Origin of the sequence: Streptomyces sedi (assembly GCF_006335015.1) — a bacterium.
In the GTDB taxonomy this organism is placed as follows: domain Bacteria; phylum Actinomycetota; class Actinomycetes; order Streptomycetales; family Streptomycetaceae; genus Streptomyces; species Streptomyces sedi.
The window spans coordinates 79,320-105,604 of the sequence record NZ_VDGT01000024.1 but is presented as its reverse complement, the minus strand read 5'-3'; the positions used below and the strand labels follow the sequence as shown (position 1 = coordinate 105,604).

Annotated in this window: 22 protein-coding genes; 6 read left to right on the top strand and 16 right to left on the bottom strand. The window is 74.3% G+C overall.

Annotation, left to right across the window (positions count from 1 at the left end; genetic code table 11):
- Positions 1 to 224: 224 nt before the first annotated feature.
- Entirely contained in the window at positions 225 to 1,232 is a 1,008-nt protein-coding gene (locus FH715_RS24875) for a stage II sporulation protein M (RefSeq protein WP_139649125.1), read from the bottom strand.
- 83 nt (positions 1,233 to 1,315) lie between these two features.
- Between FH715_RS24875 and FH715_RS24870 the strand changes: the two genes are divergently transcribed.
- Positions 1,316 to 2,278: an RDD family protein gene (locus tag FH715_RS24870; protein ID WP_139649122.1), complete on the top strand. Its 963-nt coding sequence runs from the start codon at positions 1,316 to 1,318 to the stop codon at positions 2,276 to 2,278.
- A 14-nt stretch (positions 2,279 to 2,292) separates the two neighbouring features.
- On the opposite strand, the gene FH715_RS24865 is transcribed toward FH715_RS24870, so the two are convergent.
- The 7 genes from FH715_RS24865 to FH715_RS24835 all read right to left on the bottom strand — a co-directional run bounded on the left by FH715_RS24865 (position 2,293) and on the right by FH715_RS24835 (position 9,239).
- Positions 2,293 to 2,922: a hypothetical protein gene (locus tag FH715_RS24865; RefSeq protein WP_139649120.1), complete on the bottom strand. Its 630-nt coding sequence runs from the start codon at positions 2,920 to 2,922 to the stop codon at positions 2,293 to 2,295.
- Between the two features lie 58 nt (positions 2,923 to 2,980).
- Positions 2,981 to 4,414, bottom strand: coding sequence for an adenosylhomocysteinase (gene ahcY, locus FH715_RS24860; protein WP_139649118.1), 1,434 nt, complete (start codon positions 4,412 to 4,414; stop codon positions 2,981 to 2,983).
- Between the two features lie 271 nt (positions 4,415 to 4,685).
- Positions 4,686 to 5,900 carry a mannose-6-phosphate isomerase, class I gene (gene manA, locus FH715_RS24855; protein WP_139649116.1) on the bottom strand — a complete coding sequence of 405 codons (1,215 nt, stop codon included), beginning with the start codon at positions 5,898 to 5,900 and terminating at the stop codon, positions 4,686 to 4,688.
- Between the two features lie 26 nt (positions 5,901 to 5,926).
- On the bottom strand, positions 5,927 to 7,072 hold the full coding sequence (locus FH715_RS24850) for an SIS domain-containing protein (protein ID WP_139649114.1): 1,146 nt from the start codon (positions 7,070 to 7,072) through the stop codon (positions 5,927 to 5,929).
- 27 nt (positions 7,073 to 7,099) lie between these two features.
- The gene (locus FH715_RS24845) at positions 7,100 to 7,279 is read right to left on the bottom strand and encodes a Trm112 family protein (protein ID WP_139649112.1); all 180 of its coding nucleotides are present in this window, start codon (positions 7,277 to 7,279) and stop codon (positions 7,100 to 7,102) included.
- A gap of 120 nt (positions 7,280 to 7,399) precedes the next feature.
- Positions 7,400 to 8,758, bottom strand: coding sequence for a phosphomannomutase/phosphoglucomutase (locus tag FH715_RS24840; RefSeq protein ID WP_139649110.1), 1,359 nt, complete (start codon positions 8,756 to 8,758; stop codon positions 7,400 to 7,402).
- Positions 8,759 to 8,849: 91 nt separating this feature from the next.
- The gene (locus tag FH715_RS24835) at positions 8,850 to 9,239 is read right to left on the bottom strand and encodes a DUF3499 domain-containing protein (RefSeq protein WP_170184813.1); all 390 of its coding nucleotides are present in this window, start codon (positions 9,237 to 9,239) and stop codon (positions 8,850 to 8,852) included.
- Between the two features lie 198 nt (positions 9,240 to 9,437).
- Between FH715_RS24835 and FH715_RS24830 the strand changes: the two genes are divergently transcribed.
- Positions 9,438 to 9,890 carry a metallopeptidase family protein gene (locus tag FH715_RS24830; protein WP_139649108.1) on the top strand — a complete coding sequence of 151 codons (453 nt, stop codon included), beginning with the start codon at positions 9,438 to 9,440 and terminating at the stop codon, positions 9,888 to 9,890.
- A 120-nt stretch (positions 9,891 to 10,010) separates the two neighbouring features.
- On the opposite strand, the gene FH715_RS28385 is transcribed toward FH715_RS24830, so the two are convergent.
- The 3 genes from FH715_RS28385 to FH715_RS24815 form a co-directional block, all read right to left on the bottom strand.
- On the bottom strand, positions 10,011 to 11,549 hold the full coding sequence (locus FH715_RS28385) for a DUF5719 family protein (protein WP_170184812.1): 1,539 nt from the start codon (positions 11,547 to 11,549) through the stop codon (positions 10,011 to 10,013).
- Positions 11,546 to 15,175: a glycosyltransferase family 2 protein gene (locus tag FH715_RS24820; RefSeq protein ID WP_139649105.1), complete on the bottom strand. Its 3,630-nt coding sequence runs from the start codon at positions 15,173 to 15,175 to the stop codon at positions 11,546 to 11,548. Before FH715_RS24820 ends, FH715_RS28385 begins: the two co-directional genes overlap by 4 nt.
- Positions 15,176 to 15,336: 161 nt before the next feature.
- The gene (locus FH715_RS24815; protein ID WP_003950432.1) at positions 15,337 to 15,600 is read right to left on the bottom strand and encodes a WhiB family transcriptional regulator; all 264 of its coding nucleotides are present in this window, start codon (positions 15,598 to 15,600) and stop codon (positions 15,337 to 15,339) included.
- 513 nt (positions 15,601 to 16,113) lie between these two features.
- Between FH715_RS24815 and FH715_RS24810 the strand changes: the two genes are divergently transcribed.
- The 3 genes from FH715_RS24810 to FH715_RS24800 are packed head-to-tail and all read left to right on the top strand — an operon-like array spanning position 16,114 to position 18,918.
- The gene (locus tag FH715_RS24810) at positions 16,114 to 16,632 is read left to right on the top strand and encodes a cysteine dioxygenase (protein WP_139649103.1); all 519 of its coding nucleotides are present in this window, start codon (positions 16,114 to 16,116) and stop codon (positions 16,630 to 16,632) included.
- Positions 16,633 to 16,645: 13 nt separating this feature from the next.
- Positions 16,646 to 17,611 carry a 2-phospho-L-lactate transferase gene (cofD, locus tag FH715_RS24805; RefSeq protein WP_139649101.1) on the top strand — a complete coding sequence of 322 codons (966 nt, stop codon included), beginning with the start codon at positions 16,646 to 16,648 and terminating at the stop codon, positions 17,609 to 17,611.
- Positions 17,608 to 18,918: a coenzyme F420-0:L-glutamate ligase gene (locus FH715_RS24800; protein ID WP_139649098.1), complete on the top strand. Its 1,311-nt coding sequence runs from the start codon at positions 17,608 to 17,610 to the stop codon at positions 18,916 to 18,918. Before cofD ends, FH715_RS24800 begins: the two co-directional genes overlap by 4 nt.
- Before the next feature lie 19 nt (positions 18,919 to 18,937).
- Here the strand turns inward: FH715_RS24800 and FH715_RS24795 are convergent, their stop codons facing one another.
- Positions 18,938 to 20,056, bottom strand: coding sequence for an LCP family protein (locus tag FH715_RS24795; RefSeq protein WP_170184811.1), 1,119 nt, complete (start codon positions 20,054 to 20,056; stop codon positions 18,938 to 18,940).
- Between the two features lie 114 nt (positions 20,057 to 20,170).
- Between FH715_RS24795 and FH715_RS24790 the strand changes: the two genes are divergently transcribed.
- Positions 20,171 to 21,187: a glycosyltransferase family 2 protein gene (locus FH715_RS24790; protein WP_281290776.1), complete on the top strand. Its 1,017-nt coding sequence runs from the start codon at positions 20,171 to 20,173 to the stop codon at positions 21,185 to 21,187.
- Between the two features lie 27 nt (positions 21,188 to 21,214).
- Here the strand turns inward: FH715_RS24790 and FH715_RS24785 are convergent, their stop codons facing one another.
- The 4 genes from FH715_RS24785 to FH715_RS24770 all read right to left on the bottom strand — a co-directional run bounded on the left by FH715_RS24785 (position 21,215) and on the right by FH715_RS24770 (position 26,175).
- Positions 21,215 to 22,957: an LCP family protein gene (locus tag FH715_RS24785; RefSeq protein WP_246108960.1), complete on the bottom strand. Its 1,743-nt coding sequence runs from the start codon at positions 22,955 to 22,957 to the stop codon at positions 21,215 to 21,217.
- Positions 22,958 to 23,060: 103 nt separating this feature from the next.
- The gene (locus FH715_RS24780) at positions 23,061 to 24,833 is read right to left on the bottom strand and encodes an LCP family protein (RefSeq protein ID WP_139649094.1); all 1,773 of its coding nucleotides are present in this window, start codon (positions 24,831 to 24,833) and stop codon (positions 23,061 to 23,063) included.
- Between the two features lie 191 nt (positions 24,834 to 25,024).
- Positions 25,025 to 25,384 carry a hypothetical protein gene (locus FH715_RS24775; RefSeq protein ID WP_139649092.1) on the bottom strand — a complete coding sequence of 120 codons (360 nt, stop codon included), beginning with the start codon at positions 25,382 to 25,384 and terminating at the stop codon, positions 25,025 to 25,027.
- Between the two features lie 38 nt (positions 25,385 to 25,422).
- Positions 25,423 to 26,175: a TIGR03089 family protein gene (locus FH715_RS24770; protein WP_139649090.1), complete on the bottom strand. Its 753-nt coding sequence runs from the start codon at positions 26,173 to 26,175 to the stop codon at positions 25,423 to 25,425.
- Positions 26,176 to 26,285: the final 110 nt, after the last annotated feature.

Genomic DNA, 26,285 nt, shown 5'->3' with positions numbered 1-26,285 from the left:
TAGAACCAACCCCGCCCGAATTCCAAATCCGGGCTCCGGAACCCCAATTCGGACATACCTCGGACAAGCCGAAGCAGACCCTCACCGGGAATCAGGTTCACACGAAGTGGGTGCCACACATGGCGGCGGGATGCTTCCCCGTGGCCGGCCGAAAACGACGACCGCCTTTGAGGCAGCTCGGAGAACGTTACGCCTCGCCCCCCGCGCCGTCAAGCCGCGCTCGCTCAGGCGGCGACCGGGGCCTCGACGGGGCGGTCGGCGGCGGCCACGTCGCCCGTCTCACCTGCGGCGACGGCGCGGCGGCCGACGACGAAGACATAGAGCAGAAAGGCCACTTCGGCGGCGACGCCGACCGCGATCCTGGCCCAGGTCGGCAGCCCGGAGGGGGTCACGAAGCCCTCGATCGCTCCCGCGACCAGCAGCACGGCGGCCAGTCCCAACGCCATTCCCAGCGCGGCCCTGCCCTCCTGGGCCAGCGCGGTCGTCCTGCGCCGCGGGCCGGGGTCGATCACCGTCCAGCCGAGGCGGAGCCCGACGCCCGCCGCGACGAAGACGGCCGTCAGCTCCAGCAGCCCGTGCGGGAGGACCAGTCCCAGGAAGACGTCGAGCCGGTCGGCGGAGGCCATCAACCCGAGACCGGTCGCCAGGTTGACCGCGTTCTGGAGGAGCACCCAGAGGACCGGCAGGCCCAGAAACGCGCCGAAGGCCAGCGACATCCCGGCGACCTGCGCGTTGTTGGTCCACACCTGGGCGGAGAAGGCGGCGGCCGGGCTGCTGGAGTAGTACGACTCGTAGGCGCCGCCCGGTCGGGTCATCTCGCGCAGCTCGTCGGGCGCGGCGATGCTGGCGCGCACCTGGGGGTCGTCGGCGATCCACCAGCCGAGCGCGGCGACCACCGCCGTGAAGAGCAGCGCCGTCGGCACCCACCAGTGGCGGGTGCGGTAGCAGGCGGCGGGGAAGCGGACCGTGAAGAAGAGCAGCGCGTCCCGCCAGGTCGCCCGGCGGGAGCCGACCACCGCGCTGCGGGCACGGGCGACCAGGGTGGTCAGCCTGCTGGTCAGCGCGGGGTCGGGGGCCGACGACTGGAGCTGGGAGAGCTGGGTGGCGACGCGCTGGTACAGCCGCACCAGCTCCTCGGCCTCGGCCCCCGTGAGCCGACCGCGGCGGCGGATCAGGGCGTCGAGCCGTTCCCACTCCGCGCGGTGCGCGGCGACGAACACGTCGAGGTCCATGGGAGGCAGCTTGTCAGACCCCGGTGTCACACTGTCCAGCGGAAGTGGGAAACGGCGGTCACGTCCGGTGAGAGGGGCCTTCGATGAGCGGCCAGGTGGTCACGGGGGACGCCGTCGTGCTCGGGCTCCAGCCCGCGCGGCTGCCGAGCCGGGCGCTGGCGGTGGCGATCGACCTGGTGGCGGTCGTGGGGCTCTATCTGCTGCTGTCCGTCGTGGTGTTGAGCACGGTGCTTCCGCTGGGGACGGCGACGGCGGCGGCCGTGCAGGTGGGGCTGCTGCTGGCGGTCGTGGTCGGCGGCCCGGTGGCGGTGGAGACCCTCAGCCACGGGCGGTCGCTGGGGAAGCTGGCGTGCGGGCTGCGGGTGGTGCGGGAGGACGGGGGGCCGATCCGGTTTCGGCACGCGCTGGTGCGCGGGGCGATCGGCTTTGTCGAGCTGCTGATGACGGCCGGCTCGGTGGCCTGCGTGGCCTCGCTGGTCTCCGAGCGCGGACGCCGGCTGGGGGACGTGTTCGCCGGGACGCTGGTGGTGCGCGAGCGGGTGGCCGGCGGGTGGCGCGGGCGCAGGCGGGAGCGGATGCCGGCGGTGTCAGCCGAGTGGGACGGGCGGTTCTCGGAGACGGACCTGTCGCAGGTGCCGGAGGAGCTGTGGCTCACGGTGCGGCGCTACCTCGGGCGTGCGGGGCAGCTGGACCCGGCGGTGGGGTGGTCGCTGGCGGTGCGGCTGGCCGACGACATGGTGGCGCGGATCGGGGAGCCGGCGCCGGAGGGCGTGTCCCCCGACGAGTTTCTGGCCGCGCTGACGGCCGAGCGGCAGCGCCGGGACGCGGCCCGGGCGATGCCGGGCGCCGCCGCGGGGGAAGCGGCGGGCGCGGTGCCGGCGGCGGGTGGCTTCCAGCCGATCGTGGGCGCCCCCGTGGCGGCGGCCCGGCCGGGGGCGGAGATACCCGGCGCGGCCCCCGAGCCGGCCGCCGCGTCGGAGCCGGTGCCGGAGCCGGTGCCGGAGCCGGTGCCGGGACGGCGGACGGGCTTCGCCCCGCCGGCCTGACCGGGGCCGCCGGCTCAGCGTCCTCCGGGGAAGGCGGAGGGTGGAGAGTCCAGCTCCTCCAACTCGACGCCCGGGGCCGCGAGTACGACGTCACCGGCGAGATGCGCGGTGTGGCGTTCCCCGGTCTCCAGGTCGGCGATCTCGTAGGCGTCCACGACCAGCGGTCCGCTGTCCGTGGGGTGGCTCTCGGCGCCGAGGTGCGTCCAGCTCTCGTCGCGGGTGCGGGTGGCCAGGGCCGGCGCGGTGACGGTGACGAGCCGCGCGCGGGCGGGGGCGCCGTCCTCCGTGGCGTCGGGCCGCAGCAGGGCGGCCAGGGCGACGAGGAAGCCGGGGGACGGCCCGCTGAAGGCGGTGGCCCTGGCGTTGCCCTCCTCGGGCGCGGTGCCGTCGCCGGCCATCCGCACCCAGGTCAGTCCGTCGAGCGCGCCGCCGCGCAACTGCCAGCCGCCGGCGTGGAGTTCGACGCGGAGCTGGCGGCCGAGCGCGTCCAGGGTGAGGTCGGTGGTCAGCAGCGTCCTGCCGTCCGGCGCGGTGAGTCGCCCCGTGTACCGCCAGCCCGCCGGGCCGGGGGCGCAGTGGAAGCGCTCCTCGCCCAGGGGACTGCCGTCCTCGGGGTCGCTGACGCGGTAGCGGCCTTGGGGCATGGGTGCGGGCGGTGGCGCGTCCGGGCCCGCGCGGACGGCGGGCCCGGACTGCCTTCGCTCAGTACCGGTAGTGGTCCGGCTTGTAGGGGCCCTCGACCGGGATGCCGAGGTACCCGGCCTGGTCCTCGGTCAGCTCGGTGAGCTGGACGCCGAGCGCGCTCAGGTGGAGGCGGGCGACCTTCTCGTCGAGGTGCTTGGGCAGCACGTAGACCCCGGTCGGGTACTCGCTCTGCTTGGTGAACAGCTCGATCTGGGCGATGGTCTGGTTGGCGAAGCTGTTGGACATGACGAACGACGGGTGGCCGGTCGCGTTGCCCAGGTTCAGCAGGCGGCCCTCGGAGAGCACGATGATGCTGCGCCCGTCGGGGAACGACCAGGTGTGCACCTGGGGCTTGACCTCGTCCTTGACGACGCCGGGCAGGGCGGCGAGGCCGGCCATGTCGATCTCGTTGTCGAAGTGGCCGATGTTGCCGACGATCGCCTGGTGCTTCATCCGCTCCATGTGGGAGGCGAGGATGATGTCGCGGTTCCCCGTGGCGGTGACGAAGATGTCGGCGGTCTCGACGACGTCTTCGAGGCGGGCGACCTGGTAGCCGTCCATCGCGGCCTGGAGCGCGCAGATCGGGTCGATCTCGGTGATGATCACGCGCGCGCCCTGGCCGCGCAGGGACTCGGCGCAGCCCTTGCCGACGTCGCCGTAGCCGCAGACCACGGCGACCTTGCCGCCGATCAGGACGTCGGTGGCGCGGTTGATGCCGTCCACCAGGGAGTGGCGGCAGCCGTACTTGTTGTCGAACTTGGACTTGGTCACCGAGTCGTTGACGTTGATCGCCGGGAAGAGCAGCGTCCCGTCGCGGAACATCTCGTACAGGCGGTGCACGCCGGTGGTGGTCTCCTCGGTGACGCCCCGGATCTCGGAGGCGGCCTGGGTCCACTTCCGCGGGGTCTCGGCGACGGTGCGGGTGAGGAGCTTGAGGATGACCTCGTGCTCCTCGCTCTCCGCCGTGGAGACGTCGGGCACCTGCCCGCTCTTCTCGTACTCGACGCCCTTGTGCAGCAGCAGGGTGGCGTCGCCGCCGTCGTCGAGGATCATGTTGGGGCCGCCGGTCGGCGTGCCGGGCCAGGTCAGCGCCTGCTCGGTGCACCACCAGTACTCGTCGAGGGTCTCGCCCTTCCAGGCGAAGACCGGGATGCCGGCGGCGGCGATCGCGGCGGCGGCGTGGTCCTGGGTGGAGAAGATGTTGCACGAGGCCCAGCGGACCTCGGCGCCGAGGGCGACCAGCGTCTCGATGAGCACCGCCGTCTGCACGGTCATGTGCAGCGAGCCGGTGATCCGGGCCCCGGCGAGCGGCCGGCTGGCCGCGTACTCCTCGCGGATGGACATCAGTCCCGGCATCTCGTGCTCGGCGAGGGTGATCTCCTTGCGGCCGAACTCGGCGAGCGACAGGTCGGCGACCTTGAAGTCCTGAGCGGCGTTTGCGGTCGTTGTCATGACGGCTGCTCCTCACGCGGTGACGAGTGTGGGCGGACAGGAGGCTGCGGCGGTGAGGCCCGCTTCCCCAGGGGTGGTGGGGGCGGGGCTTCCGCTGCGCCACGGTCCGTCGGAGGGCCTTCTTACCCCTCTGCCGGGCTGAGCGGTGACGGCTCACCGCACCCGACTGCCATCAGCAACGACATCTGGTAACGCACCGAATGTACACCGCGCGCCCCGGGCGGCACTATGCGAACGGTCTCATCTCGGCCAGCCGGCGCCCGAACCACCGTCAGCGGGCGACCCGGTCGGCGACCGTGGCGCGGAACAGCGTGCCGGAGCCGCCCAGTTCGACCGATTCGCCGGCGGGCGCGAAGACCGAGTCGCCCGGCGCGAGGTCGAACGGGGCGCCGTCCGCGCCGCGCAGCGTGACCCGCCCCCGGACGCACAGCAGGAGCTGCGGGCGGCCGTCGGGCAGCACGGTCCCGGCGGCGCCCTCGGTCAGATGGCGGGAGAGCTGGAACTCGTCGATCGGCGTCGCGTAGACCTCGGCGCCCGTGGCATCCGGCTCGGGCCGCAGCACGCCGGGGTCGCCGGACTCGAAGCGGACGACGCGCAGCAGCTCGGGAACGTCGACGTGCTTGGGGGTGAGGCCGCAGCGCAGCACGTTGTCCGAGTTCGCCATGATCTCGACGCCGAGCCCTTCGAGGTAGGCGTGCGGCACGCCGGCGCCCAGGTAGAGGGCCTCGCCGGGGGCCAGCCGGACGTGGTTGAGCAGCATGGCGGCGATGACGCCCCGGTCGCCCGGGTAGTGGCGGGCGATCTCCGCGTAGGCGGCGCACGCCTCGGCGAAGCGGTGGTCGGGGTGCTCGGCGGCGAGCCGCGCGGCGGCACCGGCGGCCAGCTCCACCGTCCGGGCCACGGCCTCCGGTTCGGCGGTCAGCACGGCGGTGAAGACCTCGCGCAGCGCGTCGCCCTCCGGGCGGGCGCGCAACAGGTCGGCGTACGGCTTGAGTTCGTCGACGCCCAGCGCGTCGAACAGCTCGGCAGTCCCGGACGCCGGCCGGAAGCCGCAGAGCCCGTCGAACGCGGTGAGCGCGCAGATCAGCTCGGGCTTGTGGTTGGCGTCGCGGTAGTTGCGGTGCGGGGCGTCCAGCGGGACGCCGTTGGCCTCCTCCTCGGCGAAGCCGGCGGCGGCCTGGGCGAGGTCGGGGTGGACCTGGAGCGAGAGCGGGGCGCCGGCCGCGAGCAGCTTGAGCAGGAACGGGAGCCGGGCCCCGAGCGCGGCGGTGGTCGCCGCGCCCAGCTCGCCCTCGGGGTCGGCCGCGATCACCTGGTCCAGCGTCACGGCGCCCGCGCCGCGGTCCAGGCGGGAGGGGGCGCCGGGGTGGGCGCCCATCCACAGCTCGGCCTGCGGCTCGCCGGTCGGCTCGGTGCCGAGCAGCTCGGGGAGCGCGGTGGTGGAGCCCCAGGCATAGGGCCGGACGGTGTTCTGCAGGCGGTCCATGGGGGGGTCCTTCGTGCGGGTGGGCGTCAGCCGCGGGGGCCGGCGGCGAGCGTCAGATAGACGGCGGCGAGGTCCGTCTCGGCGAGCGAACGGGCGAGCGCGACCAGGGGTTCGCCCGGCTCGGGGGCGAGCTCGGCGACGCCGACCCCGCGGTCGAAGGCGAGGTCGCGCGCCGCGTCCGCCGCGGACGGCAGTCCGCCGGGGGCACCGTTCGGCGGCGGGTCGCGGAAGAGCAGGAGGTACGGGCGCAGCGGCTCGGGCTCCTCGACGCGGTCGCGGAAGAAGTCGTCGGGGTCGGTGGCTCCGGCGAGGTCGCCGCTGAGCAGCGGGGCGTGGGTCTCCAGCGCCTCGGGCAGCGCGGCCTCAAGCGCGGGGCGGCCGGCGAGGCCGATCAGGGTGCGGCGGGCGTGCCGGGCGACGACGCCGGACAGCGGGCCCTCGCTCCACAGCAGCGGGAGCGCGGCGCCGAGGTGGGCGGCCAGCTCCTTGGCCGGGTTGTCCTGGGTGCGGGTGGCGGGGCCGCAGCGTTCGGCGACGCCGTCGAGGCGGTCGGCGACCAGCTGGAGGGTGGCGTCGGAGGCCTCGAAGAGGCCGAGCCGGTCACCGAGCAGCAGCAGCGGGGTGAGCAGCGCCCACGCCGGGCCGGGCGCGGCGCGCGTGCCGGTCGGCTCCTGGAACGGGGCGCCGGTCAACGGAAGCAGCAGCCCCCTGCGGTGGGTGACGGCCTCGGCGAGCGGGGAGCGTTCGGGGGTGACGGCGACGACGGAGCAGCCGCGTCGCGCGGCGGCCTCGACGAGCAGCGCGAGCCCGGGCTCGACGCCGTCGAGGCTGGTGATCAGCAGCAGGTCGAGGGGGCCGACCCACCGGGGCAGCGACCAGGTCAGGGCGCCGGGGTCGGCGGCGGGGCCGCCGGGGCGCAGGGTCTCGACCCGCAGGGCGTCCCCGGCCAGCGCCCCGAACAGGTCGGCGAGCAGCGGGACCTGGGGGCCGAGCCCGGCGTGCAGCACGGTCCCCGGCCGGCCCTCGGGGGTGAGCCGCACGAGGGGCGACTCGGCGGCGCCGCGCGCCGCGCTCCGCACCTGCGCGCCGGCGCTCGCGGCGGCGCGCAGCAGCCCTCGGGGGTCGGCACGCAGGAGCTGGTCGGGGGCGTCGAGCAGCGCTTCGTCGAACATGGCGGGCTCCGTCGGGGCCGGGCGGGCTCAGCCGGGCCGGCGGGCCTCGTCCACCAGCAGGACGGGGATGCCGTCGCGCACCGGGTAGGCGAGGGCGCAGGCGTCGCCGGTGCAGACCAGCTCGTTCTCCTGCTCGTCGGCGCGCAGCGGGGCGTGGCAGACGGGGCAGGCGAGGATGTCCAGCAGGGCGTCTTCGACGAGCGGCACGGCTTCCTCCGGCGGAGCGTGGGTGGGCGGGTGACGCGACGGTCAACCCTACCCGCAGGGTGGGCGGCCCGGCACCGGGTGCCCGGCCGCCCGGGTGGTGCTCGACAGGGCCTTGGCGGGTCAGGCGCGGACGAGGGCGAGCACCTCGTCGCGTACCTTCTCGACGGTGTCGGCGTCCCTGGCCTCGATGTTCAGCCGGAGCAGGGGCTCGGTGTTGGAGGCGCGGAGGTTGAACCACCAGTCGTCGGCGGTGACGGTGAGCCCGTCCAGCTCGTCGAGGGTGACTCCGTCCCGGTCGGCGTAGGCGGCGCGGACGGCGGCGGCGCGGCCGGCCTGGTCGGCGACGCGGCTGTTGATCTCGCCGGAGGCGGGGTAGCGGTCGTAGGCGGCGACCAGCCCGGAGAGCGGCTGGTCCTGGTGGCCGAGGGCGGAGAGCACGTGGAGCGCGGCGAGCATCCCGGTGTCCGCGTTCCAGAAGTCGCGGAAGTAGTAGTGCGCCGAGTGCTCGCCGCCGAAGATCGCGCCGGTGCGGGCCATCTCGGCCTTGATGAACGAGTGGCCGACGCGGGTGCGGACCGGGTTGCCGCCGTTCTCCCTGACCACCTCCGGGACCGACCAGGAGGTGATCAGGTTGTGGATCACGGTGGCGCCGGGGTCCTTGGCCAGTTCGCGCGCGGCGACGAGGGCGGTGATCGCGGACGGGGAGACGGGCTCGCCGCGTTCGTCGACGACGAAGCAGCGGTCGGCGTCGCCGTCGAAGGCGAGGCCGATGTCGGCACCCGTCTCGCGGACGCGGGCCTGGAGGTCGACGATGTTGGCGGGGTCCAGCGGGTTGGCCTCGTGGTTCGGGAAGGTGCCGTCCAGCTCGAAGTACATCGGGTCGAGGTGGACCGGCAGCCCGTCGAAGACGGTGGGCACGGTGTGGCCGCCCATGCCGTTGCCGGCGTCGACGACGGCCCGCAGCGGCCTGATGGTCTCCAGGTCGACGAGGGAACGCAGATGGGCGGCGTAGTCGGTGAGGACGTCGCGCCGGCCGACGGTACCCGGGGTCTCCACGGGGGCCGGGGCGCCCTCCTCGGCCCAGCGCTCGACGAGCGCGCGGATCTCGGCGAGGCCGGTGTCCTGGCCGACGGGGGCGGCGCCGGCGCGGCACATCTTGATGCCGTTGTAGCGCGCGGGGTTGTGACTGGCGGTGAACATGGCGCCCGGCAGGTCGAGTGCGCCGCTCGCGTAGTACAGCTGGTCGGTCGAGCAGAGGCCGATCTCGGTGACGTCGGCGCCGCGGCCGGCGGCGCCCCGGGCGAAGGCCCCGGCGAGGCCGGGCGACGAGGGACGCATGTCGTGGCCGATGACCACGGCGGCGGCTTGGGTGACCTGGACGAACGCGGCGCCGAACAGCTCGGCCAGCGACTCGTCCCACTGGTCGGGGACCTCGCCCCGCACGTCGTAGGCCTTCACGATCTGCGACAGGTCCGGCACAGCTGACCCCTTGTCTTGAGGCTTCGGGTGAACGGCGGTGCGGTGAACGGCGGCGCCACGGTGCGCGCGCCCTCAATGTACCGGGGCGACCCTACGGCTCGGGGGAGCGCAGGATGCGCAGGTGTCCGCGCCGGGCGACCTCGACCGGGTCGCCGGTGCCGCCGCGCGGCACGGGCGGGCCCGGCGGGGGCTCGGGCGGCGGCGTCGGGGTCCTGGCGGCCTCGCGGACGGCGTCGGCCAGGGCTTCGAGGTCGTCGCCGCTGGGCCGGGTGGTCGCCGGGTCCATGGCGAGGCGGACCACTTCCCAGCCGCGCGGCGCGGTCAGGCGCTCCGAGTGCTCCGCACAGAGGTCGTAGCAGTGGGGTTCGGCATAGGTGGCGAGCGGACCGAGGACGGCCGTGGAGTCCGCGTAGACATACGTCAACGTCGCCACGGCGGGACGGCCGCACGCGGTGCGCGAACAGCGACGTACGGGGCTCACGATGTTGGACCGTACCGCACTCCTGAGCGGGCCGCGACGACTCGGGGCGGCGTCACCCCGCCGTGTCGTCCCGTTCCCGCCCGCAGTGCCCGGATTCGCCCAGGGCGGACGGGTGTTGCGTGGCGGTGGGGGCCGGGGGCGTGCCCCGGTCCGAGGCGCTCTGACCGGGGGAGGGCTTTCTGATCTATCGTCGATGCGATGGACAAGTCCGGCGGAGTCCCCCCACCCGTGTCCGGCCAGCCCGAGCGCCATCGGCGCCGGGACCGGCACGGTCGAGGTATGCGCGGTCCCCTGGCCCCGCCGCAGGTGCCGCTCGCGGTGAGCCGCGCGGACACCTTCGACTCGCTGGTGGACGACTCCGCGGAGCGGCTGCGGCGGCGGTTGCCGCAGCTGGACGGGGTGGAGTTCCTGGTCCGCGAGGTGCCGGTGCTGCGCGATTCCTCGCAGGACGGCGCCGTGCCGCTGGGCGGGATCGTGCGGGCGTCGCGCGGGCGGCGGGCCCTGATCGTGGTCTACCGCAGGCCGGTCGAGCTGCGCAGCCGCAGTCGCGACGAGTGCGCGCAGCTGGTCCACGAGGTGGTGGTCGAGCAGGCCGCCGAGCTGCTGGGGCTGGCTCCCGAGTCGGTCGACCCGCAGTACGGACAGGACTGAACCGGGCCGGAAAACGCCGAAACCGGGCCGGAAAGCGTCGGGAAAGCCGTGGGGAAAGCGGCGCGCCGGGGCGGTCACCCGAAGGCGACCACCCCGGCGCGCGCCGGTGGCGGAGGGTACTCAGTCGACCAGCAGGGACAGGTCGGGGTCCGTCTCGGGGACGGAGACGGTGGAGCCGTCGTCCGGGATCGTCTGGGTGGTGAACGCCGTGGCGCCGTCCCTGTCCACCAGCAGGGTCCTGGCGGCGTGGAGCGTGCCGCCGCCCGAGGGTTCCAGGGTGATCGCGTAGTTCCCCTCCGTGCCGTCCAGCTCGGGGGCGATCTCCACGGTGGTTCCCGGGTCCACGGTGTACGTCTCGGTGACCGGCTCGCCGCCGTCCGCGCCCGCGGAGTAGGTGAGGTCCACCTCGACCGTCTCGTCGAGGGCGAGCAGGGCGAGCCGGGTGCCGGAGGTCGTGTTCCCCGAGATGGTGGCGCGCTCGTCGATCGGCTCGGTGGCCGGGAGGAACGCGGACTCGCGGTCCCCCTCCCCGCCCGCCACCACGTGCAGGCTGGCGACCACGGGCCCGGAGCCCGTGCCGTCCTGCCTGGTCAGCACGAGGGAGGACGCCTCGCCCTGGGTGAGGTCGCCGAGTTCGACGGTGGTGACGGTGCCGGCGACGACGTTGACCGACTCGTTGCCCGCCGGGGTGATGGTGCCGCCGGGGCCGGCGAGGCCGACGTTCAGCGACACGTCCTGGCCGCCGGGGGCGAAGACCGAGAGCCGCACCCCGTTCACCCCGGCGGGGATGCCGGGGAGCACCAGGGTGTCGGCCGCCGGGTCGGTGACGGGCGGCAGCCAGTCGGTGCCGAGGGACTCGTCGACGACCTCGATCTGCGCGCCGACCCGGCCGCTGCGGGCGGCGACGTGCACGGCGAGGTCCGGCTCCGCCTCGCCGAGCAGGGTGGCGAGGCGGATCGCGACGCCGCTGTGGCCGGGGACGGTGATGCCCTGCCCCTGCTCGGCGTCCAACTCGCCCTCGGCGCCGTAAACCTCGATGTCGACGACGGTCGCCGCCTCGTCGGGGTTGGTGACGTGGACGTAGTCGTGGCGGTCCTCGGCGGCGCTGGCGCCGGTGAACCAGAACTCGGTGTCCGGCGTCTGGCAGGAGGTGCCCAGGGCGCCCTTGCCCTCGCCGGAGTCGACGACGGTGGTCTGCTGGACGGTCCATCCCGGCGCCAGCAGGTGGTCGGCCGTGCCCGTCAGGGCGGGGGCGTCGGCGTCGTCGACGGTCGCGGTGACCGGCAGGCCGGGCTCGGTCAGCTCCAGAACGGGCTCGGGGGCCTCGGCGTCCTCCTCGTTCTCCTCGTCGCTCCCGCCGCCGTCCTCGTCCGGGTCGGTGGCGCCGGGGTCGGGGGTGTGCTCGGGGGCGGGCAGCAGGGTGGCGGCGCCCTCCTCGGAGCGGACGCTCTCGGTGGGCGGGGTGAACCCCGTGTACCAGGTGGTCTGCGCCGCCGCGCCGGTCGGGCGCGGGCAGGTCAACGCGGTGCGTTCCACCGGGAGGGGCTGGGCCTGCCGGGTGGTCTGCTCCTCGCCGGCGTCGCCGCGCATCGTGGCGACGCCGGTCAGGGCGAGCAACGCCACCAGGACACCGAGCAGCGGCAGGGGGAGGCGGTTCACCGGCGATCACTCCCGTCGCCATAGTCGGTCGGATAGTCATAGGGGGAGGGGTAGCCCTGGCCCTGGCCGTAGCCCTGACTCTGGCCCTGGCCCTGGCCGTACGACGGGTCGTAGCCCTGTTGGCCGGACGGGTCGTAGGGCTGCTGGTAGGGCTGGGCCGTCCAGTCGTCGTAGGGCTGTTGCGGCGGGGGAACAGTCCCCCCGTGCGGCTCGCCCGCCGGCGCGTAGGGCTCGGGCTGCTCCGGCCGCCACTCGGGGGCGGCCGGCGGCTCGGGCGGAGTCTCGGCCGGCGCGGCGGGCGCCTCGTGGTCGACGGACTCGTCGGCCGGCGCCGCGCCCTGCGCGGGAACGGCGGCGCGCCTGGCGCGGCGGCCCTGCGGCGCCGGCGCCTCGGCCTCCGGCAGGTCGTCGTCCAGCTCACGGCGGCGGTCCGGCAGCGCGAGCACCACCAGCACCAGCAGGCCGAAGCCCTGCGCCCAGACCCACAGGGTGTGCAGCCCCGAGGTCTCGTACACGACGTCCAACCGGCCGCCCCCGGCCGGCAGTTCGAAGCCCTGCGCCCAGCCGTTGACGGTCACCGGGGTGAGCGACTGGCCGTCGAGCGTGGCCCGGAAGCCCTCGTCGGCGCGGTCGGCGAGTCGCAGCACCCGGCCGGCCGGCCCCTCGGGCAGGTCGGTGTGGACCTCGACGGCCTCGGCCGGCAGCGGAACGGGCTCGGCGTCCGGGCCCTCCTCCTCGGCTGGCAGGACCATCGCGCGGGCGACGTCCCGGTTGACCCGCCACAGGGCGCTGCCGTCCTCCTGGCTGAGGCGCTGGAGGCCGGGGGTGGTGTCGAGGGTGCGGTGCAGCTCGCGCGGGCTGCCGTCCTGGACCAGGACGTAGCGGACCGCGTAGTCGGCGAGCGCCCGGGTCTGGTCGGCGCCCGTGCCCGCGGTGAGGTCGCCGACGGCCTCGCTCAACGTCTCGTCCTCGCCGAGGAGTTCCGCGAGGTCGGCGTCGCCGAGGCGGGCGCCCGAGCCGCGCACCAGCGCGTAGGAGACCTCGTCGACCTCGGCCTCCCGCCCGCCGTCGGCGGTCAGGACCAGGGTGCGGGCCTGGTCGCGGGCGGCGCTCTCCTCGGCGACGAACGCCGGGACCTGCACCGGGTCGCTGCGGCGCAGCGGCCCGTCGGCGCCGTCGAGCACCCACCCGGCGGCGGCCAGCAGCGGGCCGATCGCGGCGGCGCCGGCGACGGCGACGGCCAGCGGCTGGCGCCAGCCGAAGCTGCGGGCGGCGACGCGGTAGCGGGCGCCGTCGGCGCCGAGGAGCGCGGCGCTCAGCAGCGCCAGGCCGTAGACCAGGACGGCGGGGCCGGCCCAGCCGTCGGTGTCGGACCAGATGGCGAAGAGCAGCGCGACCAGGGCGCCGGCCCAGGCGGTGTGGATGGCCAGCCGGCGCTCGCCGCGCAGCAGCGCGCCGAGCGCGGCGAGCAGCACGCCGAGCAGCAGCCAGGAGGAGGGCGTTCCCGGGCCGCCCGGGCTGAGGTTGAGCAGCTGCGTGGCGTCGGCCGAACCGGTCTCGTACGACAGGCCGACCTCGTCGAGGAACGCGTCGGGGCTCAGCAGCGTCGACAGCGACCAGGGCGCGAGCACCAGCACCGGCGTGGCCAGCGCGGCGGCGAACCGCAGCGCGCGCGCCCGCCGGACCGCCACGGGCATCCGCAGTGGCAGCAGCAGCGCGAGGACGGCGAGCAGCACCGCCATCGGCCAGATCACGGGCGTGAACGCGGAGCCCAGCGTCAGCAGCAGCGCCGCGGCCCACACCGCGCGCCAGGGGCCGATGCCGTCGCCCCTGGTGTGGCCGGCGGCGGCGACCGCGGCGCGGGCCAGCGGCGGCAGCAGCACGGCGAGCAGCGCGGTGCCGATCCGTCCGCCGGCGAGCGCGCCGGTGACGGCGGGCAGGAACGCGTAGGCGACGCTGCCCCAGGCGCGCAGCAGCCGGGACATGACCAGCGGTCGCGAGGTCAGATAGGCGCTGACGCCGGCCAGCGGGATGGAGCAGACCAGCAGCAGGGTCATCGCGGGACCCGTGTTGCCGAGCAGCAGGCTGGACAGGAACGCCAGCAGCCCGACGAACGGCGGCGCCGACTCCGTGCCGCCGGTGCCGACGGGTTGCCAGGTCGTCAGGTAACGGTCCCAGAGGGTGCCGGCGTCGGCCGGCATCGGCAGCAGGGCGCCGCCGCTGAGCGCGCCGCCGCCGACCAGGTCACGGCAGGCGAGCAGCGAGACCACGAGCAGCACGAGGAAGAGCACGGGCCCCGGCCGGCGCGCCAGCCGCTTGAGGCGGGCGAACTGCTCGACGTCCAACACGTCGCCGTCGTCGTCGCTCGGCCCGGACTCGACGGCGCCGTGCCGGCCGCTGGAGGCGGAGGCAGGCTCGGCGCGACCGCCGAGGTTGCTCGCGACCTGCTCGATGGTGGAGCGGACGGTGGCGCCCGGCGGTGGCAGGAGCGCTCTCAGCTCCTTCGGGTCCTGGTCGGGAGCCCTGGCGGCGGCGCGGCTGCGCCGGGCGCCGATCAGCCGGCCGGGGCGCAGCACGGTGGCGAGCAGCCCGGCGGCCTCGTCGAGCGCGCGTCCCGGCTGCTTGCCGACGAGATAGGCGAGGATGCGCAGCAGGGTGCCGAGGACCAGCCGGAAGGCGACCCAGGGCAGCACCCGGGTGCGGGCGTTGGCCAGCAGCGCGTAGGTGGCGGCGGCCTTGTCGACCCGGTGCGGGCTGCCTCCGAGGCGGCCGGCGCAGTCGATGGAACGGCGTTCCCTGGTGGCGGCCTCCGCGTGTCGGAAGACGGCGTCGGGGGCGATCAGCACGCCGTGGCCCGCCGCGTGGGCGCGCCAGCAGATGTCGACGTCGTCGCGGGTCAGCGGCAGCCGGCGGTCGAAGCCGCCGAGCCGCTCGTAGACGTCGCGCCGGATGAGCATCCCGGCGGTGGAGACGGAGAGCACGGGGCGGACCCGGTCGTGCTGCCCCTGGTCCTGCTCGCGGCGGTCGAGGCCGGTCCAGCGGCGTCCGCTGTAGGCGAGGGAGACGCCGACCTCCAGCAGCTGCCTGCGGTCGTACCAGCCGCGCAGCTTGCCGCCGACGATGGCGGTCGAGGGGCTGGCGTCGGCCTGGCGCAGCAGGTGCGCGAGGGCGTCCGGGGCGGGGGCCGAGTCGTCGTGCAACAGCCAGAGCCAGTGCACCGGTTCGCCGTGTGGCAGCTCGGGCAGGTCGTAGGTGCTGTTGTCCCAGCGGCGGTTGACCGGGTCCCAGGCGGCGGGCCGCCGTAGATAGGGGAGGTCGTCCGGGGTGAGAACGGGCGCGGTGCGGGCCGCCTCGGCGACGGCCGCGCCGAAGCCGGTGCGGCGGGCGAGGTGCAACACCCGTTCCGCGCCGAGGGCTTCGGTCACCAGGTTCGCCGACTCGTCGGCGCTGCCGGTGTCCGCAGCGATCACGTCCTGGACGGGCCGCTCCTGGCCGAGGATTCCGCGCAGGACCTCGGGGAGCCAGCGTTCGCCGTCGTGCGAGACGAGCACGGCGGTGACGACGTGCCGGGGAAGTTCGGGATGGGCGGCCTGCGGTTGCGCCGCCGACTGGCTGTGCACGGACATCGAGGTGCTGGCCCCGGTTCGCTGGACGGTGGTGGACGACGCTGCTCCGTGAGGAGTGGCGCTTGTCGCCTCGGACAGCGCACCACACTAGCGGCTGGGACCGTCCGCGCCCTTCGGCCGGGAGGCACCGGGATGGTCCGGGGCTCGGGGAGGACGCCCCCTCAGACCGCGGCCTTCTTCAGGCGGCGGCGCTCGCGCTCGGACAACCCGCCCCAGATGCCGAACCGTTCGTCGTTGGCGAGGGCGTACTCAAGGCACTCGGAGCGCACCTCGCAGGCGAGGCAGACCTTCTTGGCCTCGCGGGTGGAGCCCCCCTTCTCGGGGAAGAAGGACTCGGGGTCGGTCTGCGCGCAGAGCGCGCGCTCCTGCCAGCCAAGCTCCTCGTCGGCTTCCTCGACCAGCAGTTGTTCGAACAGCTCGGTCATGTGCGCACCCCTCGCCTTCGTTGCGTCCCCGTGATGCCGTCGTTATCCGTGCCGGTCGAACGACATGAGTGAAATTACAGGTGGGCCGCTCACCGGCAGTCAAGCCACGATCTGCCATTCACCCGATGATTCACCCTGTGGCACCACACTCACACGGAAAGTGTTCAAATCGGCACAAATCCCTCAACCACCTTCGGGCATCCGTCCCACATTCCACCGGTTCCCCCGGCCGGTTCGGCGCCCTCGCACAGAGAAACGAACGAGAGCGCGGTTTTGTTGCGAGGGAGCGCGCGGCGGTGGCGAGGGTCACGCCCAGATCACGGACGCGCAACGCGCCCTCGCTGACGGCCGGATGATCCGGCGCTTCTCCCGGAGTGGACACGGATAAACCTTTCGGCGGTCCCCGGAGCCCGGATCTGATGAAACAATGCGGGGGACAGCACGCCCTGTTGACAGGCCGTCTACTGACGGAAGCGGCCGGGCTCCACGACCATCCGAGGCGCATCGCACTCCATGGACAACGACAACGCCATCGCCGGCGACCCGCTGGCCCTCCCCCACCTGCTGCCCGCCCCCGCCGCGCACCCGACCACGGTCGCCGGCTTCGCGGGGCTGGCCGTCGCGCTCGCGGGTGATCGGGAGTGTTGGCGTTCCCTGGTGCGGTACGACGCGACCAGCCGCTGGTACCACCGGCTGCGGGTCGGCCCTGGCTACGAGGTCTGGCTGCTGAGCTGGCTGCCGGGGCAGGGCAGCGGGCGCCACGACCACGGTCCCTCGTCCGGCGTGTACACGGTGCTCGCCGGCGCGCTGACCGAGCACGCCGCCGGGCGCGGCGAGCGGGTGCTCACGCCCGGCTCGCTGCGGGTCTTCGCCCCCGGCTACGTCCACGAGGTGGTCAACGCGGCGCTAGAGCCGGCCGTCAGCCTGCACGTCTACTTCCCTGGGCTGACCGAGATGCCCATGCGCCCCCGGCGCGAGGCGACGCACTCCCCCGCGTCGCGCCCCAGCCCCCGGGGCCTCCTCGCCTGCTGACAGACTGGGCCACATGCGACGCATCGTGGTTCTGTCCGGCGGAATCGGTGGCGCCCGCTTCCTGCGCGGCCTGTTGCGGGCCGCGCCGGAGGCCGAGGTCACCGTGATCGGCAACACCGGCGACGACATCCATCTCTTCGGCCTGAAGGTCTGTCCCGACCTCGACACCGTGATGTACACGCTCGGTGGCGGCATCCACGAGGAACAGGGCTGGGGACGGGCGGACGAGTCGTTCTCCGTGAAGGAGGAGTTGGCCGCCTACGGCGTCGGGCCCGAGTGGTTCGGGCTCGGCGACCGGGACTTCGCCACGCACATCGTGCGCACCCAGATGATGGGCGCCGGCTACCCGCTGAGCGCGGTCACCGAGGCGCTGTGCCAGCGCTGGAACCCGGGTGTGCGGCTGCTGCCGATGACCGACGACCGGGTCGAGACGCATGTGCTGGTCGACGACGAGCGGGAGGGCCGGCGCGCGGTCCACTTCCAGGAGTACTGGGTGCGGATGCGCGCCGGGGTGCCGGCGCGGGCCGTGGTGCCGGTCGGCGCCGACCAGTCGAAGCCGGCGCCGGGGGTGCTGGAGGCGATCGCCGAGGCGGACGTCGTGATCTTCCCGCCGTCCAACCCGGTGGTCAGCGTCGGCACCATCCTCGCGGTGCCCGGCATCAGGGAGGCCATCGCCGACGCCGGGGTGCCCGTCGTGGGGCTGTCCCCGATCGTCGGGGACGCCCCGGTGCGCGGGATGGCCGACAAGGTGCTGGCCGCCGTCGGCGTCGAGGCGACCGCCTCCGCCGTCGCGCTGCACTACGGGTCGGGGCTGCTGGACGCCTGGCTGGTGGACACGGTGGACGCGGCGTCCGTCGCCGGGGTCGAGGCGGCGGGAATCCGTTGCCGGGCCGTGCCGTTGCTGATGAAGGACACCGAAGCGACCGCCGAGATGGCCCGGGCGGCGCTGACGATCGCCACGGAGGTCGACGACGTATGACGGCGCCCGCTTACCAGGTCTGGGCCCTCCCCGGCATCCCCGAGGTCCGTCCGGGGGACGAGTTGGCCAAGCTGATCGCGGAGGCGGCGCGGGCTTCGGAGGGGGGCGGGCTGGCCGACGGGGACATCGTCATCGTCACCTCGAAGATCGTCAGCAAGGCCGAGGGCCGGGTCCGGCGGGCCGACGACCGGCGGGACGCCATAGAGGAGGAGACCGTCCGGGTCGTCGCCGTCAAGGGCGAGGCCAGGATCGTGGAGTCCCGGCACGGCTTCGTGATGGCAGCCGCGGGCGTCGACGCCTCCAACACCCCGCCCGGCACCGTGCTGTTGCTGCCCGAGGACCCGGACGCCTCGGCCGAGGCGATCCGCCGGGGGCTGGCCGAGCTGCTGTCGGTCGAGGTCGGCGTGGTGGTCACGGACACCTTCGGGCGGCCCTGGCGCGAGGGGCAGACGGACGTGGCCATCGGGGCCGCCGGCGTCACCGTGCTGGACGACCTGCGCGGAGGCACCGACTCGCACGGCAACCCGCTGGGCGTCTCGATCACCGCGGTCGCCGACGAGCTGGCCGCGGCGGGCGAGCTGGTGAAGGGGAAGGCCGACGGGCTGCCGGTCGCCGTGCTGCGGGGGCTGGCGCACCGGACCGGCGGGGAGGCACGCGCGCGGGAGTTGGTGCGGGACGCCAGCATGGACATGTTCCGGTTGGGGACCTCGGAGGCGGTGCGGGAGGCGGTGACCTCGCGCCGCACGGTGCGGGAGTTCACCGAGGAGCCGGTCGACCCGGAGGCGGTGCGCCGGGCGGTGGCCGCCGCGTTGACCGCGCCGGCGCCGCACCACACCACGCCCTGGCGCTTCGTGCTGCTGGAGTCGGCCGAGGCCAGGACGGAGCTGCTGGACGCGATGCGGGAGGCGTGGATCGCCGACCTGCGGCGCGACGGGCGCTCCGAGGAGAGCGTGGAACGGCGCGTGCGCCGGGGCGAGGTGCTGCGCCGCGCGCCCTATCTGGTGGTGCCCTGTCTGGTGACCGACGGCGCCCACGACTACCCGGACGAGCGCAGGGCGCGCGCCGAGCGCGAGATGTTCGTCGTGGCGACCGGGGCCGGGGTGCAGAACCTGCTGGTGGCGCTGGCCGGCGAGGGCCTGGGGTCGGCGTGGGTCTCCTCGACGATGTTCTGCCGGGACGTGGTCCGGCGGACGTTGGGGCTGCCGGACGACTGGGACCCGATGGGCGCGGTCGCGGTCGGACACGCCGCCGCGCCGCCGCGTCCCCGGCCGGCGCGGGACCCGGAGGCGTTTCTCACCGTCCGCTGACGCCGTTCGGGCGGCGCGGTCAGCAGACGATCGCTTCGGCGCCCGTGGTGTCCTGCGCGTCGTCGGCCGGGGCGGCCGGCTCCTCGGCGGGAGCCCCGGGGCCCGTCTCGGCGTCCGGTCCGGCGTCCGGTCCGGGCCTGGGCAGCGGCTGGTCGTGGCGGAGCGCGTCGAAGAGCCGGTCGGCCGCCCGCTCGTCCCAGAGCACGGTGGAGCCGAGCCCGGGCGCCTCGTGCTGGCGGTCGGCGACCGGCACGGAGGCGAACTCGGCCGAGGCCGTGGTGAAGTGCCGCATCAGCCCCGCCAGTTCCAGCATCTGCTCGGCGTCCAGCCCCTCGTCGGCGCGGACCGAGTCCAGCAGCGCCTCCGCCATCGCGGCGACCTTCCCCGGGTTGAGCAGCACCCCGCCGCTGACCGCCTTGTCGGCGAACGCGGCCAGGAAACGCTGCTGACGTTCCATCCGGCCGAAGTCCGAGGCGCCGTCCACGTGCCGGGCCCGGACGTAGGCGAGGGCGCCGGGGCCGTCCAGGGTGCTGGTGCCGGCGGGCAGGTCGAGCCCCGCGTAGGCGTCGCGCAGCGGCTCGGTGGTGCAGACCTCCACGCCGCCGAGCTGGTCGACCGCCCGCATGAAGCTGACGAAGCTGACTTCGAGGTAGTGGTCGATCCTGGTGTCGGTCAGCCCCTCGACGGCCTCCACCATCAGCTGGGGACCGCCGTGCGAGAGCGCGGAGTTGAGCTTGTCGTCGTGCGCGTCGTGCCGCTCGGTGCTGTCCGGCATGGTGTGCGCGGGCAGGGTCGTGAGGGAGTCGCGCGGGAGGCTGACCATGCTGACGCGTTCCCTGTCCTCCGAGACGTGCAGCAGCAGGATCGCGTCGGCGCAGCGGCAGGAGGTGCCGCCCACGTGGTAGCGGGCGCGTTCCTCCTCGGTGAGCCCGTCCCTGCTGTCCGTGCCGACCAGCAGGATGTTGAGCCCCGAGCCGGCGTCCGGGCGGTCCCGCAGCCCGCCGAACGCGTCCACCCGCCCCACCCCGTCGGCGACCCCCGCCACCACCGAGTGGCCGACGCCGCTCGCGGTGAGCACCAGCGCGGAGAGCGTGCTGGCGATGCGGATACCCCAACGACGACGGCTTCTGGCTGGCATGGGTGGGTACACACTCCCGCTCGTTCGGAGACGGAGCGCCCACGGTACGCAGATACGATCTTGGGCTTTGAGGCGGCGCGCGCCGGGGTCCCCCGTTCGCGGTAACGTGAGCCGGTGACCAGCCTTCCCACTCCCGCCGTCTCCGTGATCATGCCGGTGCTGAACGAGGAGCGCCATCTGCGGACCTCGGTGCGGCACATCCTGCGACAGGACTACCCGGGCGAGCTTGAGGTGGTGATCGCCCTCGGCCCCTCGTCCGACCGCACCGACGAGATCGCCGCCGAACTGACGGCCGAGGACGCCAGGGTCCGCACGGTGCCCAACCCCACGGGCCGCACCCCCGCCGGGCTCAACGCCGCCATCGCCGCCTCCCGCCACCCCGTCGTGGTGCGGGTCGACGGCCACGGGATGCTCTCGCCGAACTACATCGCCACCGCCGTGCGGCTGCTGGAGGAGACCGGCGCAGCCAACGTCGGCGGCATCATGCACGCCGAGGGCGAGAACGCCTGGGAGCACGCGGTGGCCGCCGCGATGACCGCGCGCATCGGCGTGGGCAACGCGGCCTTCCACACCGGCGGCGCCGCGGGCGAGGCGGAGACCGTCTACCTGGGGGTCTTCCGCCGCGAGGTACTGGAGCGGCTCGGCGGGTACAACGTCGAGTTCATCCGTGCCCAGGACTGGGAGCTGAACTACCGCATCCGGCAGGACGGCGGGCTCGTCTGGTTCTCCCCCGAGCTGCTGGTCTCCTACCGGCCCCGGCCCTCGGTGCGGGCGCTCGCCAAGCAGTACCGGAACTACGGGCGTTGGCGGCACGTCGTGGCCCGCTACCACGCGGGCTCGATCAACCCGCGCTACCTGGCGCCGCCGGCCGCCGTGCTGGCGATCGCCGCCGGGCTGCTGGGCGCGGTGTTCACGCCGTGGACGCTGGTGGTCCCCGGCGGCTATCTGGCGGGGATCGTACTGGGCTCGGTGCCGGCCGGACGGGGGCTGTCGCCGGGCGCGCGGGTGCGCATCCCGCTGGCGCTGGCGACCATGCACATGTCGTGGGGCTGGGGCTTTCTGACGAGCCCGAGGAAGCTGGCGCGCAAGGTCGTCGCCGCCCGCCCGCCGGCGCCCGAGCCCAGCCGCTGACCCGGTCGGGCGGCGCCGGCCACCGGTCTACCAGGTGTAGAGCGGGTTGACCGGCATACAGTTGTCGCCGCCCGAGCCGGAGATGATCTCGTCGTCCTCGATCGTCGGCCCCTCGGGGGCGCGTTCGCCCTCCGGCTCCTCGGGCGCCTCGGGGAACGCGGTGCCCTCGCGCCAGTCCTCGCCGATCACCAGGGCCAGCCCCTCCGTCTCGGGCGAGGCCATGACCCGCTCGGCGGGGATGCCGAGCGCCTCGGCCAGCGCCTCGGCGTCCACCCGGTCCTCCTCCTCGGCGTAGCGGACCTCGGTGGTCGGCGAGGTGTCGGGGGCCGTGGCGTCGGTGACGGCCTGGGTGTAGCCCAGCCGGACCAGCTCCTCGGTGAGCACCCCGGCGCGGCCGTCGACCGGCGGCTGGAGGTCGGAGCCCGTCTCGTTGAGCACCGAGACCGCGACCTCGGCCGGCGGGCTGGGGTCGGGGGCCTCCTCGGTCTCCTCGGGCGTGGGCTCGGCCGGCTCGGCGTCCTGGTCGTCGAGCGGGACGTCGGTGCGCAGCATCTCGAAGAGGGCGGGCGCGCGGCTGGGGTCCGGTATGACGGTGACGCCGGGGTTGGCCGGGTCGGGCTGCCAGGGCAGGGTGACCATGTTGATGCGGTCGTTGGGGACCTCGCGCAGGTCGGTGCCGAGGTCGTAGAGGGCCTGGACCGAGCCCAGCTCGTTGTTGACGGTCAGCGCGTTGGTGGCGGCCTCGGCCAGGTCCATCAGCTCGCCGGTGTTGGTCAGCGAGGCGCTGGACTGCAACTCCTCGACCATGTGCGAGAGATACATCTGCTGCGCCTTGGTGCGGCCGATGTCGCTGCCGTCGGCGAAGCCCTTGCGGGTGCGCAGCCACTGGAGCGCCTGCTCGCCCTCGACGACGCTCTCCCCGGCGGTCAGCCGCAGCCCGGACTTGGGGTCGTCGATGTTCTCCTCGACGCACACCGGGACACCGCCCACGGCGTCGGCCATGTCCACCACGCCGGCGAAGTCGACCATCATGAAGTGGTCGATGTAGACGCCGGTCAGCTGCTCCCAGGTGGCGAGCACGCAGCCGGGACCGCCCCTGGCGAGCGCGTTGTTGATGGAGTCGGTCTCCGCGGCGGGGAACGTCTCGCCGCTGTCGGGGTCGGTGCACTCGGGGATGGCGACCTGGGTGTCGCGCGGGATGCTGACCACGGAGATGTTGCTGCGGTCGGCCGAGGCGTGCAGCAGCATCTGGACGTCCGCCCTGACCGGGCCGCCGGCGAGGTCGCGGGCGCCGCCGAGCTGCTGGTTCTCCTCGCCGTCGCGGGAGTCGGAGCCGAGCAGCAGGATGTTCAACGGGCTCTGGCCCGCCGCGTTGGGCGGCGGCTTCTCCAGGTCGCCGCTGCCGGCGCTGCGGGGCTTCTTGGTCAGGTTGCCGTTGAGGTGTTCCAGATAGAGGTAGCCGGCGACGCCCACCCCGGTCACCAGCAGCGCCAGCGATCCGGCCGTCCAGACCAGCACCCGCCGCCAGCGCGGCTTCCGTCCGCCCCCGCCCCTGGCCGCGCTGCCGGGCTCGCCGGGCGGCTCGTCCCCCGCGCTCGCGTCGTTCCCACCGTCGGCGCCGGGCTCAGGGGCCCCGGGGGCCGAGCGCTGGGCGGGGACGGCGGGGTCCCGTTCGTAGAGCGAGTCGTCCCAGCCGAGTTCGGAGGCTCTGTCGGGGGTGCCCGAGGCACCGCCCGTCCCGTCCTCGCCCGGTATACCGCTCCTCCGCAAGGGGTCCCCCACTCGCTCGCTCGTTCTCTCCGTCTCTTCGGACGGCCCCTTGGTCAGGACGGGTCAGTCGTGATCGGGCCCGACCCTTTCAGGTCGGACCCGGTCAGGAGGCGCAGACGCTCTCGTCGTCCGCCGTGATGCTGTCCACGTCGTCCGGCAGCTCCGCCGGAACCTCTATCGGCTCGCCGGCGCCTCGGAAGTCGTCGCCGAGGATCAGCACCATCGGCTGCTCCCCCGCCTCGGCCGACTGCTCCTTGAGCCCCGAGTCCGGAATCCCCATCATGTCGGCCAGCGCCGCGGCCTGTCCGGCCTGGTCCGGGCCGAACTCCAGGGTGGTGGTCTCCTGCGGCGAGGGCGCGTTGCCGGCGTTGGTCGCCAACGGCACGCCCTGCACGTTCTGCAGCCAGTCCAGGGTCACCTGCGCGGCGCCGATCACGTCGCCGCCGTTGTAGACGTCGACCCGGATCTCCTCCGGCGCGGCGGCGGCTTCCTCCTCCTCGGCGGCGTCCTCCTCGGCCTCGCGCTCCCGCTGCTCGTTGGGCGAGATGTCCTGCCGGATCATCTCCAGTATCGGCGCGGCGCGCCCCTCGTCGACGACCACGGTCGCCTTGGCGTCCTCCGGCTCGTCGGGGTTGTCGACGACGGGCAGCGTCACGAAGTTCATGTCGTCCATCGGCACGCCGCCCAGCGTCGACGCCAGGTCGCGCAGGCGCTGGATGCTGCCGATGCCGTCGTCGACGGAGAGCGAACGGGTCGCGGTGTCCGCGAGGTCCCACAGCTTGGTCGGGTCGGTCAGCATCCCGCCGTCGGTGATCTGACGCGCCATGGAGGCGACGAACTGCTGCTGGAGCTTGATCCGGGACAGGTCGCTGCCGGTGCCGACGGAGTAGCGGGTGCGCACGAAGGACAGCGCCTCCTCGCCCTCCACCACGTGCTCGCCGGCGGGCAGGTTGAGGTGCGACTTGGGGTCGTCGATGGGCTCCTCCAGGCAGATCGGCACGCCGCCGACCGCGCTGGAGAGGTCCTTGACCGCGTTGAAGTCGGCCATCATGAAGTGGTTGATCTCGACGCCGGTCAGCTGCTCGACGGTGTTCCACACGCAGCCGGGGCCGCGTCCGTCGGTGCCCATGCTCGTGTTGAAGCGGACGTTCTCGGAGGCCGGGATGGTCCGCGTGCTGCCGTCCTCCTGCTTGACCTCGCACTCCGGGATGTCGGTGATCAGGTCGCGCGGGATGCTCAGCCCGGTGGCGTGGCTGCGGTCCTCCGAGAAGTGCATCAGGATCGTGGTGTCGGCACCCTCGCTGGCGTCACCGCCGTAGGACTCGTTGCCCGAGCCGGTGCGGGTGTCGGTCCCGATGAAGAGGAGGTTGACCGCCTCGTCGGACGAGAAGTCGTTGTCCTTGCCGACGTCGTACTTGGTGATGTTGTCGTTGAGGCGGTTGATCAACCACCAGGCGCCCGCCGCGCCCATGACCAGCAGCAACGCGAGGCTGCCGCCGGTCCACATCAGTATCTTCCGGCCGCGCCCGCGCTTCTTCTTCCCACGGCCGGGCGGGGCCTCCTTGCCCTTGCGGCGGCTGCCGCGCTGGGCACGGCGGTCGCGTTGGGCCGGCAGCTCGCGGTCGCCGGCGGCCGGCGACTCGGTCTCGGACTCCTCGGCGGACGGTGCGCGACGCTGCCGTGGCGGAGTGTGACGGGCTCTGGGTGCTCCCGACGGATCGGTCGCCGCCGGCGCCGACGGCCGCTCGGGGCGGCCGGCGCCGTCGCCTCTCCGGCCACCCGTGAGCCGCAGCTCGTAGGTGCCGGTCTCCGGGTTGAATACCCACTGGTCAGCGGGATCGACGCCGTCCGCGCCGCCAGGTCCTCGCGCATCCACGTGTTCGCGTGCCCTCCGTGTGCCCTGCTAGAGGATCAGACGGGACACACTAGCCCGGAGGTTCCATGCCAAGCGATGCCGGTGAGGGATCCCACCCGCGAGGGGACGGCGGATTATCCGGGTTGGCCGTTCTATGAGGGGTTTTACCGCGTTGCTCTTTACCGTTTCATGGGTTCCCGGACCGAAACTCGTTACAGGGAGAGCGGGATCTCCACGCCCCGCGACGGCCCCTTCGGGGCGTCGTCGACCTCGGTCGCCACGGGGGGAACGGCCGGGGAGTCCGGCGGCGGGGCACTCTTTCGGGCGGTCCAGCCGAGCGCCGCGGTGAGGAGGACGACGGCCGCCACCGCGAGCGCCACCCAACGCGGCCAGCGGGGGCGGTCGAGCGGGTCGCGCGCGTTCCACTCGTCCCAGTCGTCCTCGTCGGCCCACCCCAGCCAGCCGGCCCAGGTGTCGGGCACCTCGCCCCGGCCGCCGTCCGCCGGCTCGTCGGCCCGACGGTCCACCGGCTCGGCGAGCCGGTGGTAGTCGGGCTGTCGCGGGACCCTCATACCCCGATCCTGCGGCGGCCCCGCCGGGCCGGCCACCGTCAGTCGGCGAAGTGGGTGACGCGCTCACTCTCCCGGCGCGCGGCGAGCGCCTCGGAACCCAGCCGGTCGGCGTTCCGGCAGAGCACCACGGAGCCGCCCACGGCCAGCGGCGCGAAGAGCCCGGCGGACAGGCCGTCCCAACCGCCGTACCCGCGCGTGGACATCAGACGGCACCCGGGGCCCAGGCCCAGCGCGGCGGCGTCCTCCCTGGCCCGCGCCAGCAACTCCCCGCCGGTGAGCGCGGTGCCGCCGACCACCAGCGCCGGGTCGTCGGGACCCGGCGGGTCGAACGCGGCGAAGGTGTCGCCCTGCCCCGGCGCGACCAGCGCGTAGTCCGAGAACCCGGCGGGCACCTCGGGGAAGCGCCCGCCCAGCGGGCGCAGCGCCAACGCCACGCGCTCCCCCGTGCAGGCGCGCGCCTCCTCGATCCGGTCGGGACCGGCGACCACGAGATCGACGTCGGCCGGGTCGCCGTCCACCTCGGCGACCACCCCCGTCGCCGCGCAGGCGAGCAGCCAGACAGCGGTCTGCCAGTGCGCCGGCAGCAGCAGCGCGAGCCGCTCGCCCCGGGCAGCGGCCAGCTCGTCCTGGAGCAGGTTGGAGGTCTTCGCCACCCAATTGGCCAGGGTGGCGGCGGAGAATTCGACCCGTTCGCCGGTGGCGTCGTCGTAGTAGGTGAGCAACGGGCGACCCGCGTCGCTCGCCAGGGCGGAACGCAGCAGGTCGGCGGGGGTGCGGTCGGCGGTGTTCATCCCCGTCAGCCTACGCCGGGGCGCTGGGCCGTCCGCGCTACCCGGGGACCGCGAAACGCGACGTGCGATCTCACGGAAAGTCAGCTCACGGACACTCAGAAGTCGACATC

Excerpts from the sequence above, each read along its gene's own strand:
- ahcY (WP_139649118.1), bottom strand. The coding sequence starts at position 4,414 with ATGACAACGACCGCAAACGCCGCTCAGGACTTCAAGGTCGCCGACCTG.
- FH715_RS24810 (WP_139649103.1), top strand. The coding sequence starts at position 16,114 with ATGGACAACGACAACGCCATCGCCGGCGACCCGCTGGCCCTCCCCCAC.
- FH715_RS24875 (WP_139649125.1), bottom strand. The coding sequence starts at position 1,232 with ATGGACCTCGACGTGTTCGTCGCCGCGCACCGCGCGGAGTGGGAACGG.
- FH715_RS24800 (WP_139649098.1), top strand. The coding sequence starts at position 17,608 with ATGACGGCGCCCGCTTACCAGGTCTGGGCCCTCCCCGGCATCCCCGAG.
- FH715_RS24815 (WP_003950432.1), bottom strand. The coding sequence starts at position 15,600 with ATGACCGAGCTGTTCGAACAACTGCTGGTCGAGGAAGCCGACGAGGAG.
- FH715_RS24830 (WP_139649108.1), top strand. The coding sequence starts at position 9,438 with ATGGACAAGTCCGGCGGAGTCCCCCCACCCGTGTCCGGCCAGCCCGAG.
- manA (WP_139649116.1), bottom strand. The coding sequence starts at position 5,900 with ATGGACCGCCTGCAGAACACCGTCCGGCCCTATGCCTGGGGCTCCACC.
- FH715_RS24770 (WP_139649090.1), bottom strand. The coding sequence starts at position 26,175 with ATGAACACCGCCGACCGCACCCCCGCCGACCTGCTGCGTTCCGCCCTG.
- cofD (WP_139649101.1), top strand. The coding sequence starts at position 16,646 with ATGCGACGCATCGTGGTTCTGTCCGGCGGAATCGGTGGCGCCCGCTTC.
- FH715_RS24775 (WP_139649092.1), bottom strand. The coding sequence starts at position 25,384 with ATGAGGGTCCCGCGACAGCCCGACTACCACCGGCTCGCCGAGCCGGTG.
- FH715_RS24870 (WP_139649122.1), top strand. The coding sequence starts at position 1,316 with ATGAGCGGCCAGGTGGTCACGGGGGACGCCGTCGTGCTCGGGCTCCAG.
- FH715_RS24820 (WP_139649105.1), bottom strand. The coding sequence starts at position 15,175 with ATGTCCGTGCACAGCCAGTCGGCGGCGCAACCGCAGGCCGCCCATCCC.
- FH715_RS24795 (WP_170184811.1), bottom strand. The coding sequence starts at position 20,056 with ATGCCAGCCAGAAGCCGTCGTCGTTGGGGTATCCGCATCGCCAGCACG.
- FH715_RS24865 (WP_139649120.1), bottom strand. The coding sequence starts at position 2,922 with ATGCCCCAAGGCCGCTACCGCGTCAGCGACCCCGAGGACGGCAGTCCC.
- FH715_RS24850 (WP_139649114.1), bottom strand. The coding sequence starts at position 7,072 with ATGTTCGACGAAGCGCTGCTCGACGCCCCCGACCAGCTCCTGCGTGCC.